This is a genomic window from Sporolactobacillus kofuensis (assembly GCF_024125425.1).
Taxonomy (GTDB): domain Bacteria; phylum Bacillota; class Bacilli; order Bacillales; family Sporolactobacillaceae; genus Sporolactobacillus; species Sporolactobacillus kofuensis.
The window spans coordinates 1-20,939 of the sequence record NZ_JAMXWN010000022.1 but is presented as its reverse complement, the minus strand read 5'-3'; the positions used below and the strand labels follow the sequence as shown (position 1 = coordinate 20,939).

At 35.9% G+C, this 20,939-nt stretch carries 17 protein-coding genes; 2 read left to right on the top strand and 15 right to left on the bottom strand.

Annotated elements, in window-relative coordinates; all coding sequences use genetic code 11:
* Nucleotides 1-708: 708 nt before the first annotated feature.
* The 14 genes from NIE32_RS13515 to NIE32_RS13450 form a co-directional block, all read right to left on the bottom strand.
* Complete coding sequence (locus NIE32_RS13515) at nucleotides 709-1,749, bottom strand: glycosyltransferase family 2 protein (RefSeq protein WP_253077419.1); 1,041 nt, start codon at nucleotides 1,747-1,749, stop codon at nucleotides 709-711.
* On the bottom strand, nucleotides 1,721-3,184 hold the full coding sequence (locus NIE32_RS13510; RefSeq protein WP_253077418.1) for an ArnT family glycosyltransferase: 1,464 nt from the start codon (nucleotides 3,182-3,184) through the stop codon (nucleotides 1,721-1,723). The genes NIE32_RS13515 and NIE32_RS13510 overlap by 29 nt, the downstream gene beginning before the upstream one ends.
* A gap of 122 nt (nucleotides 3,185-3,306) precedes the next feature.
* On the bottom strand, nucleotides 3,307-4,344 hold the full coding sequence (locus tag NIE32_RS13505) for an acyltransferase family protein (RefSeq protein WP_253077417.1): 1,038 nt from the start codon (nucleotides 4,342-4,344) through the stop codon (nucleotides 3,307-3,309).
* A gap of 99 nt (nucleotides 4,345-4,443) precedes the next feature.
* Nucleotides 4,444-6,549 (bottom strand): GW domain-containing glycosaminoglycan-binding protein, encoded by a 2,106-nt coding sequence (locus tag NIE32_RS13500; RefSeq protein WP_253077416.1) that lies wholly within the window; start codon nucleotides 6,547-6,549, stop codon nucleotides 4,444-4,446.
* A 215-nt stretch (nucleotides 6,550-6,764) separates the two neighbouring features.
* Nucleotides 6,765-8,207 (bottom strand): oligosaccharide flippase family protein, encoded by a 1,443-nt coding sequence (locus NIE32_RS13495; protein WP_253077415.1) that lies wholly within the window; start codon nucleotides 8,205-8,207, stop codon nucleotides 6,765-6,767.
* Between the two features lie 41 nt (nucleotides 8,208-8,248).
* Nucleotides 8,249-9,322 carry a lipopolysaccharide 1,6-galactosyltransferase gene (gene waaB / locus NIE32_RS13490; protein ID WP_253077414.1) on the bottom strand — a complete coding sequence of 358 codons (1,074 nt, stop codon included), beginning with the start codon at nucleotides 9,320-9,322 and terminating at the stop codon, nucleotides 8,249-8,251.
* Between the two features lie 22 nt (nucleotides 9,323-9,344).
* Complete coding sequence (gene glf, locus NIE32_RS13485; protein WP_253077413.1) at nucleotides 9,345-10,451, bottom strand: UDP-galactopyranose mutase; 1,107 nt, start codon at nucleotides 10,449-10,451, stop codon at nucleotides 9,345-9,347.
* A 1,251-nt stretch (nucleotides 10,452-11,702) separates the two neighbouring features.
* Complete coding sequence (locus NIE32_RS13480; RefSeq protein ID WP_253077412.1) at nucleotides 11,703-12,704, bottom strand: glycosyltransferase; 1,002 nt, start codon at nucleotides 12,702-12,704, stop codon at nucleotides 11,703-11,705.
* A gap of 39 nt (nucleotides 12,705-12,743) precedes the next feature.
* Nucleotides 12,744-13,817 carry a glycosyltransferase gene (locus NIE32_RS13475; RefSeq protein ID WP_253077411.1) on the bottom strand — a complete coding sequence of 358 codons (1,074 nt, stop codon included), beginning with the start codon at nucleotides 13,815-13,817 and terminating at the stop codon, nucleotides 12,744-12,746.
* A 46-nt stretch (nucleotides 13,818-13,863) separates the two neighbouring features.
* The gene (locus tag NIE32_RS13470) at nucleotides 13,864-14,820 is read right to left on the bottom strand and encodes a glycosyltransferase family 2 protein (RefSeq protein ID WP_253077410.1); all 957 of its coding nucleotides are present in this window, start codon (nucleotides 14,818-14,820) and stop codon (nucleotides 13,864-13,866) included.
* A gap of 39 nt (nucleotides 14,821-14,859) precedes the next feature.
* Nucleotides 14,860-15,624 (bottom strand): DUF4422 domain-containing protein, encoded by a 765-nt coding sequence (locus NIE32_RS13465; RefSeq protein ID WP_253077409.1) that lies wholly within the window; start codon nucleotides 15,622-15,624, stop codon nucleotides 14,860-14,862.
* A 57-nt stretch (nucleotides 15,625-15,681) separates the two neighbouring features.
* A complete protein-coding gene (locus NIE32_RS13460; RefSeq protein WP_381452063.1) occupies nucleotides 15,682-16,377 on the bottom strand; it encodes a sugar transferase in 696 nt (231 codons plus the stop codon).
* A 20-nt stretch (nucleotides 16,378-16,397) separates the two neighbouring features.
* Nucleotides 16,398-17,279, bottom strand: coding sequence for a UTP--glucose-1-phosphate uridylyltransferase GalU (gene galU, locus NIE32_RS13455; protein WP_253077407.1), 882 nt, complete (start codon nucleotides 17,277-17,279; stop codon nucleotides 16,398-16,400).
* Between the two features lie 404 nt (nucleotides 17,280-17,683).
* Complete coding sequence (locus NIE32_RS13450) at nucleotides 17,684-17,932, bottom strand: hypothetical protein (RefSeq protein ID WP_253077406.1); 249 nt, start codon at nucleotides 17,930-17,932, stop codon at nucleotides 17,684-17,686.
* A gap of 409 nt (nucleotides 17,933-18,341) precedes the next feature.
* Here NIE32_RS13450 and NIE32_RS13445 point away from each other — a divergent pair, with 409 nt between their 5' ends.
* Nucleotides 18,342-18,998, top strand: coding sequence for a potassium channel family protein (locus NIE32_RS13445; protein ID WP_253077405.1), 657 nt, complete (start codon nucleotides 18,342-18,344; stop codon nucleotides 18,996-18,998).
* A gap of 55 nt (nucleotides 18,999-19,053) precedes the next feature.
* A complete protein-coding gene (locus tag NIE32_RS13440; protein WP_253077420.1) occupies nucleotides 19,054-20,403 on the top strand; it encodes a TrkH family potassium uptake protein in 1,350 nt (449 codons plus the stop codon).
* 100 nt (nucleotides 20,404-20,503) lie between these two features.
* Here NIE32_RS13440 and NIE32_RS13435 read toward each other — a convergent pair.
* A partial coding sequence (locus NIE32_RS13435; protein WP_253077404.1) for a hypothetical protein occupies nucleotides 20,504-20,939 on the bottom strand: 436 nt, incomplete at its 5' end.

Genomic DNA, 20,939 nt, shown 5'->3' with positions numbered 1-20,939 from the left:
TCTTCTTTCAGGTTCACCGCAAGCGGTGCTACACACTTCTTTCTTTCCTTCGAGTTCCACTCTATTTTCCGAAAGATAGTCATCGTTTGATGTTGTCTGTGATTGTCGCATCGCTCACACCTCCTCTGTTTCCGAGATTACTATTGTTCAGCCCTTCGTCCAAGTGGACTACTATGGCATCTGCTGACTTCTTACAGTTCATCCTGCCATCACTGGCTGGATTGCTTCTGTGGAAATTTGCTTTCCTCTTGTCGGAAGCCCCTGTAAGATCTCCCCGGGTAAGAACGACCGCTTTCCTTCCATGTGGCTGCTGCATTTACTGGATGAGGTTCGGGCAGTATAGGATTTCACCTTGTTTGGCAGGATTATCCGTCTCAAGTCAGCCTTAGTATGCAGTTCTTGTTCATCGGCCCAGAAGTTTGCCTCCGGCTTCCTTCAGATTCCACCTCACGATGGACACCCTTGCCTTTGGCTAACAGTTCCTACTGCCAAGCCTGTAGCGGACTTTCACCGCCAAGCTGCCGTCCATGCCGGGCGCACCAAAAAAAGACTACTTTTTCGTAGTCTTCTATAGATCACTCTTATGAAAACGGTGCACAGTTGCTGATCATATCGGATCAATATCTATTGAGTTCAGTTCCACCTTTAATATTTTGACCGATTTCCTTGCAATGATTATATGGCACTCGTGTCAACATTTGGATTCACTCATATTTTTACCTTTTCTCTATATTGATCAGTTAGAATTTGATCTACTGTACTCTGTTCGATTGTATATCTAGGACGATGCTTTGTTTCATTAAATATTTTCCCTATATATTCACCGATAACACCAATCGCAACTAACTGCATACCGCCGATTATCCATATAGAGAGAATCAGTGAAGTCCAACCACTAATAGTATGATTAAACGCCCATGAAAAAAGCGAATAGATGCCGATACATGCGCCTAAAAGAACAATTATAGAGCCAATCCAAGTCATCAGCTTAATAGGAGCAATGCTAAATGAAGTGATACCATCCATTGCAAATGATATCATCTTTTTTAAAGGATATTTTGACTCGCCTGCGAATCGTTCCATACGATTATAATAAACCTTCGTTGTTTTAAAGCCCAACAGTGGAATAATCCCACGAATGAATAAGTTTTCTTCTTGATATTTCACAAATTCATCGAGTGCCCTCTTATTCATTAATCGATAATCTGCATGATTGGGTACGAGTCTCACCCCCATTTTTCCCATTAATTTATAAAAGAACAATGCTGTGTTTCGCTTAAAGAATGTATCCGTCTCACGCTTATCACGTACACCAAATACAATATCATAACCTTCATGATATTTATCTATGAATTTATAGATGGCACTGACATCATCTTGAAGATCTGCGTCAATGGAAATTACACAGTCTGAATATTGCCTTGCTGTTTCTAATCCTGCAATAAGAGCACCTTGGTGACCAAAATTTCTGCTTAATTTTAATCCTTGAATTAAAGGATTAGTTTTTGCAGTATGTTCAATAATTGACCAAGTTTTATCCTTACTTCCATCGTCAACAAGTAACACAGTACTTGATGCATTAATTTTATGATTTTTAATTAATTGAAACATCACGTTTGATAATTCTTTGGTCGTTTCATCCAAAACAGCTTCCTCATTATAACAAGGAACGACAATTGTAAGAAGCGGGTCCTGTGTATCCAAAATTTCCCACGCCCATTCATTTTTGAAGTAAATAATATTGATCATTACTACTGATTATTTTGTAATGATGTTGAGTAATAGTTTTCTCATTAACTTTATCTTTTGTCACTACTAATAGACTATTTTTGTTCTTGTCATGCAAAAAACCTTTCATCCCAGTATCTTTTGCAACTACATCACCGTAAAGAAGCCCTGAGAGATAGGTACTTTGACTCCAGTTTAAATCCTTTCCAAGATAAACATTAGCTTTACTATATTGCGGACTGCGATTCATTTTTTCAAATAGAGTTTGTACTTCATATGAGTTAGCTGACTTTATTGATTGTAAAATAATTTTTTCATTTGCAAAGAATGAAAAAGCAATTAAAACAATTAGGGTGATTGATAATACGGGTTTTTTCATCTTTATAAGCTTGGCTGAGAACCAGCCTATACAAATAGAAAGTGCAGGAATAATTGGATAAATATACCAATACAATTTTGTTTTAGACATTGAAAAGATTAGAAGAGGTACACAAATCCACAGTAGCAATCCGATAATGTAATTTCTATACTGATGAAATAAATTATTCCTACTTACGATTGTTAGGCAGCCAAAAAATGATGCAAACAATACAATAGTCCAATAGGGATTTTGTTGTACAATAAACTCGATATAATACAGCCTACCTCCCATATGTCCTTCAAGAGCCTGTGAGCTTCTACTTAGAAGATCATATTGTATCATTTGTTTGAAAAACGTCAATCCATCATAATGATAACGAAAGATAGCCCATATTAATATTGGCAGTAGGGACGATACTATAAATATACTATATTGATAAATGTTCAGTTTCCGAATCTTGCCGGTAAATATAATAAATAGACAAATAACAATTAAAATCGAAAAAGCGTGCCAACTTTTTGTTAAAAATGCAAACGAGAAAAAAATGCCGGCTAGATATAAAAAAGCAAATTTATGATCCATCTTTAATAAGCATATTATTGACGAAGTAAAAAATAGTAAAAAAAGTGCATCTGGATCACCAGTTCGTCCACAATGGTTAAGTACTAGGGGAACACATGAAATAAAGGAAGCCAATGTAATTAATGAGGCAAGCTTGCCAAACCTTTTTTTTACAAAAATTCCTAATATAATTGAAACTAGCAATAATGATAATCCCGAAAAGAATCTTAGTCCGAGAGTATCAAATCCGAATAGCTTATATCCAATAATTATTGACCAATAGCTCATTGGAGGCTTTAAATTCCAGTAATCAGGACTGGAACCATAATAATTAACGATATAGTTATGAAAACGCAACATCTCATAAGCATTAACACCATGTCTTGCTTCGTCCCAGTCCTGAATATTAGGCATATTCATCTTGTAAAAAAGCGTAAAACATAAGATTGAGAAAATAATTGCTACAAAAATATAGTAATACTTTTCTATTAATACTAGTGTCCTGTTCATCAACCAGTTCAGGGTTCGCCCCATCTTCATCCTCCGTTTTCCCGTTCTAAGATGAGTTAATTTCATAAAAGATTAACCGATAATTAATTGAAAGCTAATCTCTTATCCATAACAATTCAAAATCAATTAGTTTTTTGATAGCAATACTATCTTAATCTCAAATATCTCGTTGGATAAAACATAAAGTCAAACAATTTTATCTTAGCAATAATTTTGTATATAACAATGGATCCGAAGAGAGCAACTATGGATCCGATTAAAAACTGTTCTATCCCACCTGTAATTCCTACTTTAAACAAAATTGCTCTTATCAAAGTTGTTACATTTTCGCTAAGTAAGTAAATGACCATTGATTCTCTACCAAGGTATTGAATAAACTTACTTTTTATAAATTTTATTGAAATTGACATGATTAATAATGAACCACTTATTGCTGTGATTACTGAAAGCATGATTGATGGGAAAATCTGAGATCCCTCACTAACTCTTAGTAAACCAATACCCAACAGCGGTGTATTGAAGAAAAAATGAATAATAACAAGGACTCCAAATAGGATCATAATACCGAGACTGAAAATACCTTTTTTTATGAGCTGTGATCTACCGACTAATAACTTTCCAATATAAAAGTATATGCTGTCCGCAAATAAGGCATTGATTAAATAAATATCTGAATTCCAGTACCAACCAACGATATTAAGGACAATGACAATGAGAAAAACGATCAGTTGTCTCTTAATCAGTCGATCAAGAAGTGCGAGAAAAAGAAAGAGAAATAATAAAACATACAGAAACCACAAATATTGTACTGGGAATATTGGGATTAATACGAGGTCCCTGATTGTAAGTGGCTCTCTTACAATACTACCTCCAACAATAGAAAGAGTGACTTGAATAACAGAAAAGATAATATAGGGAATTCCAATTGCTAGTAGCTTTTTTTTAGAAAAGATAAAGTAAGAATTCCAGTTATTTATCCTTCTAGTTAATCCATAAAGGTAACCGGAAACTACAAAGAATAACGGCATGTGAAAAGTATATATGAAGTCATGTATCACAGTTAAAAATTGTCTATCTGAAGTTGTTTTATTTGTTAATAGTAATCCTAATGCTGCATGTCCCAGCACAACTAAAATGATCGCTATACCCTTTACGGAATCTAGCCAAGTCTGTCTTTCTGTCATAAATATTAAACTCCCCTGCATATGGTTATGTCTAAGCAAATTAGATATCTAAGTAAAATGTATTACGTTTTGACCAATAACTATCTGACCTATTTATCTTTATGGTGTTGGCTGTCCGACCGGAATATCTGTCCCATATTGATTTGTATCCTTTAATACAGAAGATAGTTCCGGAGTATTTGTATAATAAACCGGATCTAAAGCCTCCATACTATTCATGACAGAAGCAATTCCGGCTGACCAATTTGTATCTGTAGCATAATGTTCATTCATCCCTTGTAATGTCGCACCATAAGTAGCACTATAATATTTTCCATCACTATTCAAATAATTATTTCTAATATATGAAGCTACGTAATTAATACAATCCTGAATTGTTGGAAAATAGTAAGCACTGGCAAATGGACTTCCATCATAAGCGCCAAAACCATATATATTATGCTTATAGGTAGCAAGATTTGAATTACCCCAACCGGTTTCCCATATTGCATGAGCAACTAAATATTGTGCATTTACACCATATTGATTTTGAGCATCAATAAAGTCTTGAGCATAATTTTTCAAGAGACTATCTGGGTGACGTGCGTTGAAATAATTTTGGATATCTGTAGCTGTTATGTTGGAGGCTATTTTTAAATCAATTCCAGTAAATGTCATACTTTGAACCGAATCAAAGGCATTTTTATCCAGCCATCCAATTGTTTGACCATCTATTTGAAATAAATAGTAAGTACCATGATCTGTTTGAGTTTCGTGTATAATCTGAACGACTTTTCCATAAAATGACCGCCCAGAGGCAACATATTTAGTGCCTGGTGTATTGTAAGGCTCTGTCCATATTCCATCAGTATCACCGGCAATGATTCTCCCAGTATAGTAGACTGGTTGATCATTATATGTATTATCTCCTAATATGAGAGCGCGCTTATCTAGCCATCCAATTACTTTTCCGCCAATGGAAAATTGATAATAGGTGCCATAAGTCGTTTGTGCTTCTCTTGCAACCTTTACTTGCCAACCATTATATTGTGATGCTGGTGCCACATATGAAGTTCCGCCTCCCAAATAGGGTTCGCTCCAAATTCCATCATTACTTCCAGCTGTGATTTTACCCGAATAGTTTACTTCATTATTATAGCTCACGTCGCTAATTGATCTGAACGCTTTCTCATCTAGCCAACCAACTGTTTGACCGTCTATGGAAAACTGATAATAGGTGCCATAAGTCGTTTGCGCTTCTCTTATGATTTTTACCTGACGGCCATTATATTGTGACCCTGACGCAACATAAGAGGTGCCCCCACCTAAATAGGGTTGATCCCAGATTCCATCGTTATTTCCTGCCGTGATCTGCCCTCCATAATTAACCGCATTATTATAGATGATTTGGCTGATTGGCCCGAATGCGCTTTTATCTAGCCAACCAATGACCTGATTGTTCACAGTAAATTGATAATAGGTTCCATAGGTCGTTTGCGCTTCTCTTATGATTTTTACTTGGCGACCGTTATATTGCGTACCCTGTGCTACATAGGATGTTAGGCTTCCTAAGTATGGATTATTCCAGATCCCATCATTACTTTTTGCAGTAATTTGACCTGTATAGTCTACTGTCTTATTATAGACAACCTGACTTATTGAGCCGAATGCATTTTTATCTAGCCAACCAATTATTTTCCCATTAGCTTCAAATTGATAATATATCCCATACTCGGTTTGTGCTTCTCTGACTATTTTAACTTCTTGTCCGCTGAACTGTTTTCCTGATGTTAAGTACGATGATCCGTCTCCCAGGTATGGATCAGACCAGACTCCATCATTATCTTTTGCAACAATTTGACCTGTATAGTCTACTGTCTTATTATAGAGGACCTGATTTATTGATCCAAATACTTTTTTGTCTAACCATCCAATAGTCTGTCCGTTTATAGAGAATTGATCGTAAGTTCCATAGGAAGTTTGTGATTCCTGAATAATCATGACCCGCTTACCATCGAATTTGGATGCTGAAGTGATATATGGTGTATCACTCCCATGATAGGGTTCTCCCCAAATTCCATCATTTTGATTTGCTTGAATCACACCAGATTCAGTAACAGTAGCTGCTTGCGCATTTTGTACAACTGAGAGAAATAATAGGGAAAATACGAATAGTGCTGAAAAGAATAACTTCTTTTTAAATTTTTTAATCGATAGCATATCCATTTTCACCTTCGCTTGAATATTTCTACTACCTGATCTAGATGCTTGAGCAAAATATGTTCGAGTAGATTAGTAGTTTCAAAGTAATGATCATAAACTATGTTAAAAGCCATCAAACGCCATAAGCAAACATCAATAGTTTTATTTTACACTCTTTTTAACATTTGTTGGAAGTCCTACACAAAAATTGGGTATGAACTTAAGAATGAGATCCTTACTTAGTGATTTTGCCTTCTTTTTTTGACTTCATTGAGCATAATTCCATTACCTCTGATATATTCACTGATAAGGACAATGACTAAATATGAAATAACACCAGCAATGATTTGGATTAAGGTTGTTAAAATAGATACACCCATGGATAAGCCTATGATTCTTACTACAAGATACATAACTAATCCAGCACATAAATAAATCAGCGTGCTCGGTAATATTTTCACTAGTCTTATTTCACTTTTAATAAAATATAATTGAACAAGTGTAACTGCTAATTCTGCTAATAGAGTTCCGATTGCAGCTCCAATTGAACCGTAGGGTCTAATTAGCAACAGATTTGCAATCAGATTAACAAAAGCACCTGCATATAAAGAGAGAGTATATTCTCTCATCTTGCCGAGAGGCACCAAATATTGGCTGCCAAACACGCCACTCCAAGCAATTAGGAAGATTGTTGGGCTCATGAGTACAAGCACTATGATACATTTTGTAAAGCTATCTCCCATGTACCAAGGGACAAATTCTTTGGCAATACCTGCCAAACCAAACATTATGGGTACCGCTAATAGCGTTGAAAATTCCAAAGACTTCATTATGTATCCTTTTGCTTTTTCAATCTGTCCCATAACAAATGTGTGTGCCATTCTCGGTAGCATAACTGTTCCAAGCGAAGTAACTACAGCAAGTGCCATGGCTTTCATTTTATCGGCGTAATCATAAATGCCCACTTCACTTTTACTTGATAACATACCAATCATAGTTTTTCCTAAGACAAAATAGACTTGTGCAGCAATTTGGGGTAGAAAGTACACGATTGTTGGTCTTAGATGTTTATTAATTTTTTCGAAAGAAACGTGAACAAAAATAATATGACTCCTTATATAGAACCACATAATCAACTGCCCAATAAATATCGATAGGCACATGATGTATGTGTAAGTACCTAAATCATCTGGACCTTTTACAAAAATAAATATTGCAATCAGTGCTATAATTTTGACAACAATATTTCGTGTCACTATCTTCTTGAATAACTCTAGTCCACTGAAGAACCAGCTGCAGTCAATAACACTTCCTAGGAGAGCAATCGTTTGGATGTAAGCAATACCCTTATCCTCACTTACGAATAGCGTCACCATTAGTAAATAACTTACTACCGAAAAGAGGGAAATTGCCAATTGCAAAAAATAAATGCTGAAGAAATTTTCACTCATCAATTTTTTATTGTCTCTTGTCATCGCGATAACTTTGTTACCATATGTACCAATGCCAAGCATTCCAATAAGTATGAAGTATTGAACCACAGACGATGTATATGCGAAGATACCTACGCCTTTAGGGAGAAGGACTCTTGATATGTATGGGACTGTAATGAGAGGTAAAATCAAAACAATTACTTGATAGATGAGATTATATAAATAATTTTTTTTAATACTGGTACTCATAAAGTTTCACCCTTAAAATAATATCAACTATCTCATATGTGTTATTTTGACCGTTTTTGGATTTGATCGAAAACTTGTTTTAGATTGCGATAATAATTTTCTGCATATAGAAAGCTAATTGTTTCCTTAATTTTTTCATGATCAGGTAACCGCTGTTCACTATTGACGATCGACTGCAAAATCGTTTGGAAACGAATCAAATCACCCGGTTTATATAATTCTCCATTAATGTTTGGCTTAATTAAATCACGTGGACCTGTATCACAGTCAGAGCTCACACAATAGATACCTCTTGAGAGTGCTTCTGCCAGTACCATGGGTAGCCCTTCATATGCGGACGAAAGCAGTAATGCTGTTGCTCTATCAATGATGCTCCATGCGTTCTTCACCCATCCATGCCAAACAATTTGATTAGCTATACCTAATTTTATCGCAAATTGTTTGCAAAGATCTGTGTCCTCACCGTCACCGTAAATATTGAGTTTCCATTCACCTTTTACATGTGAAAGTGTCGTCAATAAATCTTTCATTCTTTTTTGCCCTTCGAATTGAACACGTCCAATATATAAAAAGTCTACGTTTTGTTCTGGTCGTTCTATCGTACTACTATTGCGTGGAATTGGGTTATATATTGTAAATAGCTTAGACGGATCTATTCCAATTGATTGCATTTGCTTCGAAATTCCTGTGCTGATGCAAAGATGTGCATCAGCACACTTTAATAATTTCACATTAACAAGTGGTTCATTAAATAATGAAAAGTGGATCCATGATACTATTGAAAATCTAAGTTTCATCATTTTGCGAATCATATAACATACCTTGATCAGCTTTGTATCAATGCTGACTACAATATCCGGCTCTTCATCCCGAAGAAATTTATAGAATGTAGAGAATTTGTTCCATACTCTTACCAATTTATTTGACTGCATAAAAGTGTGAACCTCTGAAGGAAGTCCATCGAGCCAGGATTCATCATCAGTGCCACCCAATAAAAACAACTTTATCCTATCACTTTCATAGTGGCTATTCGTATATGCGACTACATCTCTCAGAACTGTCTCTGTTCCACCCAATCCAGAAAGATGAGGTGTTATAATTACTATCTTTCTCACCAAATCTCCCCTTTTCATTGTTTTATTTAAATTCCTTAGCGATTAATGACCATGCAGCTCCAATGACTTGGTGCATATCGTAATACTTATAATTGCCTAATCTTCCCCCAAAGATAATATTGTCCAACCCTTCAGCTAGTTCACTATACTTTTTAAACAATTCATTATTTTTCTGATCGTTCATGGGATAATAAGGCTCATCTCCCTTTTCCCAGTTTGCTGGATATTCTCGTGTAACTACAGTTTTGGGCTGTTTCCCGAATTCAAAATGTTTATGTTCAATAATGCGTGTGAAAGGTGTTTCTGAATCTGTATAATTAACTACCGCATTGCCTTGATAATTTTCAACATCAAGAACCGATGTTTCGAATTTTAAACTTCTATACTCGAGTGTTCCAAGTTTATAATCAAAAAACTGATCAATCATTCCCGTATAAATGATTTTTGGGAATGTGCGCATGTATTCTTCTTTTTTTAAGAAAAAGTCTGTTCCTAATTCAACATCAATCAAATCATTTGATAGCATTTTTTTGATAATCTGTGTGTACCCACCAATCGGTATTCCCTGATAACGATCATTAAAATAATTATTATCATAGGTGAATCTTACCGGTAATCTTTTAATAATGAACGCAGGTAACTCAGTAGCTTTTCTTCCCCACTGTTTTTCCGTATATCCTTTAATTAGTTTTTTGTAAATATCTGTTCCAACAAGTGATATAGCTTGTTCTTCTAAGTTTTGAGGTGTGTCCACATGAGCGTGTTCTTTTTGTTCTGTGATCTTTGCAATCGCTTCGTCAGGTGTTAACACGCCCCACAATTTATTAAAAGTATTCATATTGAAGGGAAGGTTGTAGACTTCTCCCTTGTAATTAGCAATAGGACTATTGGTATACCGATTAAACTCTGCAAATTGATTCACGTAATCCCAAATCTCTTTATTATTTGTATGAAAAATATGCGCACCATATTTATGTACATTAATGCCTTCTATATTTTCTGTGTAGATATTACCTCCGATATGATTTCTCTTATCGATAACTTTAATTCGCTTTCCCCGTTTGGCAGCTTCATAAGCAAATGTACTACCAAATAATCCAGCGCCTACTACAAGATAATCATAGTTCAATTATATTCACTCCAATTCATTAACAAGCTCAAATTTATTATTGATATTTCTTACTTTTCAAAAATGGCTTTATTCTATTCCAGTGAAGAAACAATGACGACTTAATATGACCTTCTTTAACTAGAATAAGTATCACTGAGTATAGAAAGATATTATTTGTAGCTCGTTCAAAGAAAGAGTAGATCAGAGTAATAACGATTATTGATACTTCAAATACGAATCCGTTTTTTAATAACTGATAGCATTTATACAAGATTGTTGATGATAAAATAATAAAAAATATTACCCCACATTGAAGCAATATCCTTAAGAAAGATGAGTCAAGAAGTAGATTTATATTCAAACTTTTAACATAGAGTGTTTCTGGAAACGGTTTTCCAAATAAAGTGATGCCGATATCCCTAAGATAAAAATGACCGGATTGCAATCGAGATGAAAATAACGAGTCCAATTCAACATAAATTGGACTTTTGCTATTATAAATCCAAGGCAACACTATACTAAAAAGACATAATACTGGAATTAGTACTAATTGAACTATTTTAATTGATTTGTGTTTTAGAAAATCAGAATAAGTATTGAGGAAAGCGAACAACAGAACGAGTATGACGCAGATAAACGATGTTCGTGATTGCGTAATAAAATAAATAAATATATTTAAAAAGGCTAACAAGGAGATATGTAGCCAATTTATTTTTTTTATATATAAAAATAAACATTCGAATGTCAAGCACATAATAATAAATCCCAATGTATTGGGATGATAAAAACCGAGCGAATGTCTTACACTCTCTCCTCTATTTAATGTTACTTCATGAATTAAGCCAAATAAATAAAGTAAAATTGTTATCAACGTTAAGCCCAATTTAGTATAAAATGAAATCTTAATGAAATGATAAATATTTTGTCCATTAACAATAATCATAAAGAGCAGTGAATAGAGCAATAAGTTATCAAAGTCAGTAATATGATAGTGTTTTATAAAAATATTGAGGGATTCCGTCATTCCCATAATTGCTATCAATATAAATAGAATCAGCTTACTTTTTATCTTTCTCTTAATATTTAATATAACTTCACTGGTAATCACTATTAAGCAAATGAGAAGTATAATCTTTGACTTTAGAACGTTATACCCAATTGTTGTAGAGTATAGAAAAAAGTATACTACCAAAGTAAAATAAGCTATGTTTAAAAGGAATTTATTTATGTTTTGCAGTCTATTCAAGTTAGCACGCCTCCAATCAATTTTTAATTTATTGGTTTGATTTTATGATACGCCTTGATTAACAACTGCAACAGTCCTAATTTATAACAAAGCATCTTTATGATTAACTTATAATCTGAATAATGAGATGACTTCATCCATTTTCCTATTGTCAATTGATCAAGATTCTGTTTGTATCTTTCTGTCAAATATGTTGAAGCCGATATTGTATTAAAGGATCGCCCAAACTCTCTTAATAATTGATTTGCTTTATAGACAAAATAATCATTTTCAAATTTTGCTTTCATTTCTCTTGTATCAAGAATATCGCCAACCATATTTATTGATGATAAGAAATCCTCAAGGCTTTGTTTACCCATAGAATGAACAGTGGATGCATTGTGACTGACATAATTATAAATATTTTTATTAATATATTTTCCTCTTTGAACATATGACAAGACATTAAACATTGTTGGGATATCCTCAAACTTCATCAGTGGAAAACGAATATGATTTGTTTCAAAGATCTCTCTTCTTATGAATTTGTTCCAAGAAAAACCTTCAATCAATTGTTGGTTGTTCGTTAAAAATTGATAAATAAGTTCTTGACTATCCATATTTTTCTCATCAAAATCAGCATGATCTGTACTTTCAAGCGGCCGACCACTACGATCGACCTTTTTCCAATTATAGACGACTATATCTAGCTGATCCTTTTTTGCTAATTCATAAAGATATTTAACCGTATCAGTTTCGATGTAATCATCACCATCTAAAAACATTACATATTCTCCGGTTACTATATCTAAGGCACGATTTCGTGCCATTCCCTGCCCAGAATTTTTTTGGGCCAAAGAAGTGATACAGTCATACTTGCTTGCAAATTTATCGATAACCGCCTGGCTATTGTCAGTGGAACCATCATTAACGAGAACAATTTCTATAGAATCCATTGTTTGATTGACAACGCTCATGAGGCATTGATCAAGATATTTTTCACAGTTATATACCGGAATGATAATACTTACTTTCTTTTCATTCATTGAAACTCCTCCTTTCTTTTTTTATTAATTCGAATTATTTTATTTTCTCAATTCTGCTTTGAGGGCAGCTTCTATTCGATCTTTAAACTGATGAATGTCATATTTATCAACTGATTGCCTTACTATTTCTGCATCAGGCAAATTCATAGACCCATCATTAATCTTAACAAGAATCTCCGTCAGTGACTCTATTTGACCCACAGGGTAAAGCCACCCATTCTCACCATCTTTGATGATATCTGAAGGACCTACAGGACAGTTGGAACTAATACAAGGAATCCCCCTAGACATAGCTTCGACCAGAACCATACCAAACCCCTCATACTCAGATGTTAAAAGAAGTGCAGTAGCCTCTGCAATGCACTCAAACGGTTCATTTTTCCAACCTAACCAAGTAATTTTCTGATTAATATCTAATTGATCGGCAAGCTCAACGAGTTTCTCTTTATCTTTTCCGTCTCCAATAATTGTTAATCCCCATTCGCCTGTGACTTGTTTTAAAGCATTCAACAAATCATTCACACGCTTCTGTCCATTATAAATTAGCCGACCAACATAAATATATTGCGTTTTATCCTTTGGGCGAGGAATTAAATTGTGGTCAATTTCCAAAGGATTATAAACCAAATAAATGTGGGAGTATTCAGCAATTTTATTTTTAATGTATTCGTTTTTAAGCCCTTCACTAATGGCTAAATGAAAATCTGCTGATTTGAGTACTTTGTGATAGAAAGGAGAGATTGAGGTGAGCGAAAAATGAATCCATGACCCAATTTTCACTCGGAGGCCTAAAATTTTATTGAACAATTTTGCAAATAAAACTGACTTCTCATCAGCACCCAAAATAATATCAGGATTATACTCCTTAATTTTATTAGGCGCTACAAACATACATTTTAGATATCTTTTAGCTTTCGACTCATTTGTAGAGCAAAGCAGAAAATAATCTTGTGCATTTACTCTATGCAGCCACTTTTCGTCCACGGATCCACCTAAGACAAAAATTTTCATGTTATGACGTGAGTGCTCATTAAAATAGTTAACAGTGTTGGCAATTACGGTCTCCATGCCGCCTCTTCCTGTTACTTCTCCAAGAAGAATCGCAATTTTCACTTTTAGCACCTCATTCATAACTTTTTCTCTAAAATTAAGAGAACTTCTAGATGTTTTTTTTCTTTAGATAGACTTTTTCATAGAGCATTGGAATTGTCTTCATAAGAAACAATGCAACTTTATACTTAAAAGACAAATCTGGTAATGTCCTGATCTTAACATCTTTCAGAAGCTGTTTTACTTTTTCTTTCTTATTATTTCTGTTAAATTTCATATTATGGTGGATGATGTGAATTTTACTTCTTGCATCAAGAACGTTTACATACGGTATTAACTCAAAGAGCATTTTTTCAGAGAGATATTCCCGGATCTTAATACTCAAAAGATTGGCATACTTTTCAATATCGCTATTATAAGCTGTTGTTGTACTGCTTTCCCGTTTCATTAAATTGTAAAATGGAGTTTCAACAAACGAAATTCCATTTTCCAAACAACATAAATATTTAAAAACAAAAAGAGTATCCTCGAAGAAGTTCCCATTTTCAAAGTATAATTCATTTTTTTGAATGATCTTGCGAACAAACAGTTTATTCCATAACCCTACGTCCATTTCCTGATGATGAATGAGAAAATCTTTGAGTATATTGGCACTTGATTCAATACAACTCTGCGTTTCATATTCAACTCTGTCATTAAACACCTTTTTTATTCCACAAATACATAAATCTGAGTGTTCCCTATTCATTCGTTCGTACATTGTTGCAATCATTTTATCTTCAATGTAGTCATCGCTATCTAAAAAAAGAATATAATTGCCTAGTGCGTGCTTTAGCCCATTATTTCTTGCTGCTGATTGTTTTTGATTATCCTGATTAATGACTTTAATAAACTTATATTTTTGGGCATATTGAGTGACAATATCTAGCGTTTGATCAGTAGATCCATCATTAACAATAATTATTTCAATTGATGGCCAATCTTTTTGAATAATAATACTCTCTAAGCACCTAGATATTAACTTTTCCGAATTATAAACAGGAATAATGATGCTAACATCAACCAAGATAAATACCCCATGTCCGTTTATTAATCATGATCATTTTTAATTGCTAAATTTTCTCTTAATGAAGTCATAAATTTTTTTGCCCCAGTTTTGTTTCTCCATGAACATAACAGGCAATTCCACATAATTGATTGAGTTCCTACTAACCCAAACATCTAACAAGCGTTCACTAATATAACCAAAAACTCTAGCTTCTTTTGGTGTGTAGTTTGATATATCAATGTTCTTTTCAAGTTGGAACAATATGTCAAACATCCACTCGCAATAATTATCAAACAATTGTTTCTTCATAATGAACATGTTAAAACGGTGTGAGGCAGTTTTGTTCATTTCCTCATCAAAATTTTTTAAATAATCCGGATACTTTTCCGCAATAATTTTTCTCGTTTGAAGCAAATCCTGTCCATTATGCGCGTGTTCATAATGTGACATACTGGTTTCTATCCAATAATGACGTTTTTTAGGAAGGATTACATCATATTTATCAAATAATTTTTTAGCTGCTGTGGCAGATAAGATATGGTTCCATTTAGATTTAATGGAGCCCATAAAAAAAGATTGGTCACAGAAATGTCTCCGATAGTGGACCAATCCAATGAAATCTGCCTTCAAGTTTTTCCATGCCCAGTAAACAGCAGTTAATTCACAATAATTTGGATTCTTCATTGAAATATGATCGCCTGTGTTATCTCCTAAATAACCAAGATCTGCTTTATTTTCTCTGCCAACCTGTACAGGAATATACATAGGATCACTTGGCATTTGATATTTCTTATGCGTAGCAATAATTACCTTAATGCTCACTTGTCAAAACTCCTCAATTTTGTAAATGGGTGGCATGTCCGTTGCAAAACATCATGTTTAATATGCGCCTTTTTTTGTAATGACAGTCATGAACGTCTTACATAATATTTTTATATCAAGTCCAACTGACTTATGGCGTACATAATACAATTCCACATTACATCTTTCAGGATACTCAATATCGCTTCGTCCGCAAGCCGCCCAATATCCTGTAAGTCCCGGTTTTGCAGATAAGAATAACTCTCTCTTGTCTCCATATTCCATCAGTTCCTCTGCAACAACAGGGCGCGGTCCAACTAAACTCATTTCGCCTTTCAATACATTAATAAACTGCGGCAATTCATCAAGACTGGTTTTTCTAAGAAATTGACCAATTCTTGTAATCCTTGGATCTTCATTCGGTTCAAGTTTATAGTTATTATCCAAGTACTTTTTATAAAGTGTTCTATTTGACTTCAATAATTTTTCAGCATTCACAACCATAGAGCGAAATTTATATATATAGAAAATTTCACCATATTGTCCCACTCTTCTTTGCTTAAAAAATACTGGACCCTTATTATCTCCAAAGAGATACATCAAAGAAATGATTAAGAACAATGGGGAACTTAAAACAAGGCCAATGATTGCCCCGACCAGATCAAGCGCTCTTTTAAAGAACAAATAGGTTGTACTGTCATTTCCAAGATTGCGAGTTATAACGTTGCGCTGCGTTTCTTCAATGTAGCGTGCGTTAATTTCTGATTTAGGCATAGCCATTGTCTAATCCTCCATCATTCAAGCGGTAGTTTATTGTCGTGTAGAATTTGTTCGATACCCTTCAGAACATCTTTCTGAAGATCTTTATCTTGTAGGGCCATCTCAATGTTTGTTAATACAAAACCAAGTGTTTCGCCAACATCAAAGCGTTTGCCTTCGAACTGATAAGCATAGACGCCTTGAAGTTCATTCAACTTCTGAATCGCATCGGTTAACTGAATTTCACCGCCAGCACCGATCTCTTTCTTATCGAGGAAGTCAAAGATTTCCGGAGTCAACACGTAACGGCCAATAATTGCTAGGTTGGATGGTGGATTATCCTTCGGCTTTTCCACAAATTTGCTCACATCAAATAAGCGACCGTCTTGTGCCTTCGGATCAATAATTCCATAGCGATGTGTCTGGTTCTCTGGAACCTCTTTTACACCGATGCAAGAGCATCCCGTTTTTTCATACTGATTAATCAATTGTTCAATACAAGGTGTTTCCGCTTGAACAATATCGTCACCCAAAAGAACAGCGAACGGTTCGTCACCAATAAATTTGCGTGCACACCAAACCGCATGACCTAGGCCTTGCGGTGATTTTTGACGGATATAGTGAATATCAATCTTCGACGATTCGCGAACCTTTTCAAGAAGATCGAGCTTATTCTTATGAATCAAATTTTGTTCCAATTCGTATGCCGTATCAAAATGATCTTCAATTGCGCGTTTACCTTTACCGGTAACAATGATGATGTCTTCGATCCCGGCTTGGACAGCTTCTTCAACGATGTATTGGATCGTCGGCTTGTTCACAATTGGAAGCATTTCCTTTGGCAAAGCCTTTGTTGCCGGTAAGAATCGTGTACCTAACCCCGCAGCCGGAATGACTGCTTTTCTTACTTTCTTCATCAAAAAACCCCCTGAGAATTGGAGACTCATATCTAGTTATTTTTTATCTATGGGATGATGTCTCACTTAGTTTTGAGGAAATTCTACTGTTATTTTATACAGGAATAATAGAATGGAATTGTATTTAGTCAAGATTCTCTCATTATACACTAATCTCTTGCATCGTGTACCTATATCTCGACCATTTTTGCTCGTGAAGCTATAAAGCATTATAGCATATTTAAACGCGTTGAAAAGAGGAAGTTATGGGAAGAAAGTCACAGAAGTGAATGGTTTAGGCTTTTGTTACACTTTGTTTCTCTAAATTTACAATTATATTACAGTTTCGTTTCAATTTATTTATCTATAATGCTCTTATTTTGTCATCTTATGTTGTCGATGACCATTCAAATTGTGAGCCGTTTTTACTCCTCCATTGTAACATAGTAGATCTGTTCCTTTTTATTCCAAAAAGGTCGTGTCGTTTCCAAATAGACGCGGTAGTTCCCATACAAAAGTGTCTCATAGTCAACAAGTTTCAAAGAAGACTGCTCAGCAAACTTCAACGCCGCAGATTGAATATCCGTTGCGTGTATTGTGGTCAACGGTTTGTTATATGCATCTGGGTTTGTACGTTTGCCTTCCGATTCATAATAAAATGTAAATGGATTCATCTAATCTTCTCCCCTTCAATACTCCGACTAATTGTATGATTATCTTCTCCCTAGCTATTCAAAGTTCCTTGAAGATTAATTCTCTATCAACGTTGTGAAATTTGTCCGTATGTAGTGAACTATGTATATTTTTTGACTTTTCCAGATCTGTACTCATCATCTAAATCCAGCGTCCATGTGGCCTGTGCCCTATGTCTAGAGAATCCCTCTTTTCCGAATTTTGTCGGAAAGTATTTCTATGGCAGAAAGATTTTAAGATTAGAATCGGTCTGATCGATGAGTGATGGATGGAGCTCATGGAGTCAGTTGACATCGATTGGGCATTCCCATAAAGTAAATGTAAGTTTTATACATAAATTTGTAACGATTCGGGTTGCGCAATTGTGCAACTCATAAAGGAACGATAGCGATGAATAAACAATTTGTGGTGATCGGGCTTGGTCAACTCGGCTCGAGTATCAGTACTGAATTGACAAATATGGGCTGCGAAGTGCTCGCCATTGATATTGACCGGGACAAGGTGAATGATTACTCAGAGATTGTGACGCAGGCTGTCCAGGCGGATTCAACTGATGAGAAAGTACTGCAGGCGCTTGGGATTCGTAATTTCGATCATGTGATTGTCGCGATTGGACGCAATATCCAAGCAAGCATCCTGACCACGTTGTTGCTGAAAGAAGCTGGCGTGAAAGAGATTTGGGCAAAGGCGCAGAATGATTATCACGAGAAGATTCTGAAGAAGCTCGGTGCGGATAAGATTATTCGCCCTGAGGTTGAAATTGGATTTCGGATTGCCCATTTGGCAACAGCGAATAAAATTCTCGACTATATCGAGCTTTCGAAAGATTACAGCATCATCGAAATTGAAGTCACCGATCGGCTGATCGGGCGCTCAATTATGGAAATTGATGTGCGCGCGAATTACGGATGCAACGTGATTGCGATACGCCGTGATCGTTCAGTGATTGTGCGCAATATCGGGGAATTGAAATTGGAACGGGATGATGTGCTGCTGATCATCGGTAAATCGGAAGATCTGGAGCGTTTTGAAAAGGAAGGCGTTTGATCTTTTTTAGGGGATGTTTTTATTTCCTTCTTTCTAAAGCAAGGAGTTTGATATGATGCAGTCAACGAAGAAAATACTTTCTGCACTGGACGTGAAGCCGTTCACGTTTAGCCCGCCTCTCTTTCTCTCCATTCTGCTTGTCGTGATTATTGCTATTGGAACACTGCTGCTAAAGTTGCCTATCTCAACGGTTCATCCTATTTCCTGGTTGGATGCGCTCTTTCTGTCAACATCTGCGTCAACAGTGACCGGATTGTCCCCATTCGAGACTGGAGAAACATTTACCTTTTTCGGACAAGTTGTTCTGATGCTGCTGATTCAGATCGGTGGTATTGGTGTGATGTCGTTCGCGGTGTTCTTCGTCATCTTGCTTGGCAAGAAGATTTCGATTCGACAGCGCCAGTTGATGCAGGAAGCATTAAATGTTCCGTCGATCGGCGGGGTGATCCGGCTGGTCAGTTGGATCCTCATTTTCTCCTTCGCGATTGAGTTGATTGGTGCGTTCTTCCTCGCTTTTCGGTTTGTGCCCGAGTTTGGCTGGGGGAAGGGCCTCTTTTATGGGTTATTCCATTCGATTAGTGGGTTCAATCAGGCAGGGTTTTCACTTTTTCCCGGGAGTATGCACCACTATTTAGGTGATCCGATCGTCAACCTGACGATGGTGACGATGATTACGCTCGGTGGGATTGGTTTTACTGTGCTTGCTGAACTCCTATCGACACATCGCTTCCGTAAGCTCTCACTGCACACACAAGTGATGGTCGTCGGAACGCTTGTAATTAACGTTCTCGCTGTGCTGGCAATCTTTTTATTGGAATACCGTAACCCAAATTCACTAGGGCCGCTGAGCCTTGGTGATAAGTTCTGGGCAGCATTCTTCCAGGGCATCTCGCCGCGTACCGCTGGTTTGACCACGATTGATCCAGCCGGATTGAGTCAAGCCTCGTTGCTATTGACCATGCTGATGATGTTCATTGGTGCGGGCAGTACATCGACGAGCGGTGGAATCAAGCTGACCACATTCATGATTGTCATTGCGCAGGTATTTACCTTCTTGAAGGGGCGGCGTGAAGTGGTGATCAATAAGCGCGCGGTCAACCATCAAGTGATCGTACGAGCAGTATCGATTATTTCAATTTCAATCATCGTCATTCTGATCGCTTTGTTCTTGCTCTGCATTTCGGAAAACCAGCCTTTCGAGGTGATTCTATTTGAGGTCATTTCAGCGTTTGGTACCGCTGGTGAATCAATCGGTGCAACCGCCCATCTCACGCCCTTTGGCAAAGTTGTGATCATGGGCGTGATGTTCTTCGGTAAAGTTGGACCGCTGACTCTGGCCTTCTCCGTGACTAGGCGCTCACATGTAGATATCCGCTATCCGGATGGAGAGATTTATACGGGTTAATAAATAAGGGAAAAGCCACGCAACAGAGTTTAGGTTGCGTGGCTTTTGGGTTGTGGTCAGGATAGGATGAATGTGAAATGTGGGTTCTGATGTAGATTTGTTAAGCTCTTAAAATATCTAAATACTCCAGAATTTCTTTTAACTCATTGGTATAATCAACAATAATTGTCTTATCCTCTTTTACCCAAAACTGAACAAATCCAAGTTTATTTAATGATTGATTTACTCTACCAATTCTATCTCTAATTCGTTTAAGATCTGGATTAGCCATAACAAAAATGACATTCTGTTTCTGCGTATTTGCTAATTCCATTAATTTAAGAATTTGCTGACCTGTATGAACCTTAATTTGCCCAGAATCAAAAACCAGATCATCATCACTTGAATTTTTCTTTGATCCTTTAGACTCCACCCAAATACTCCAGCCGAGCTTTTCGGCTGTGACATCAGTTCCATGTTCCTTTCCAGATAAATAATTTACGCAATTAAATCCTCTATCTATTAAAAATTCTGCTACAGCCTCATTTACACTGTCC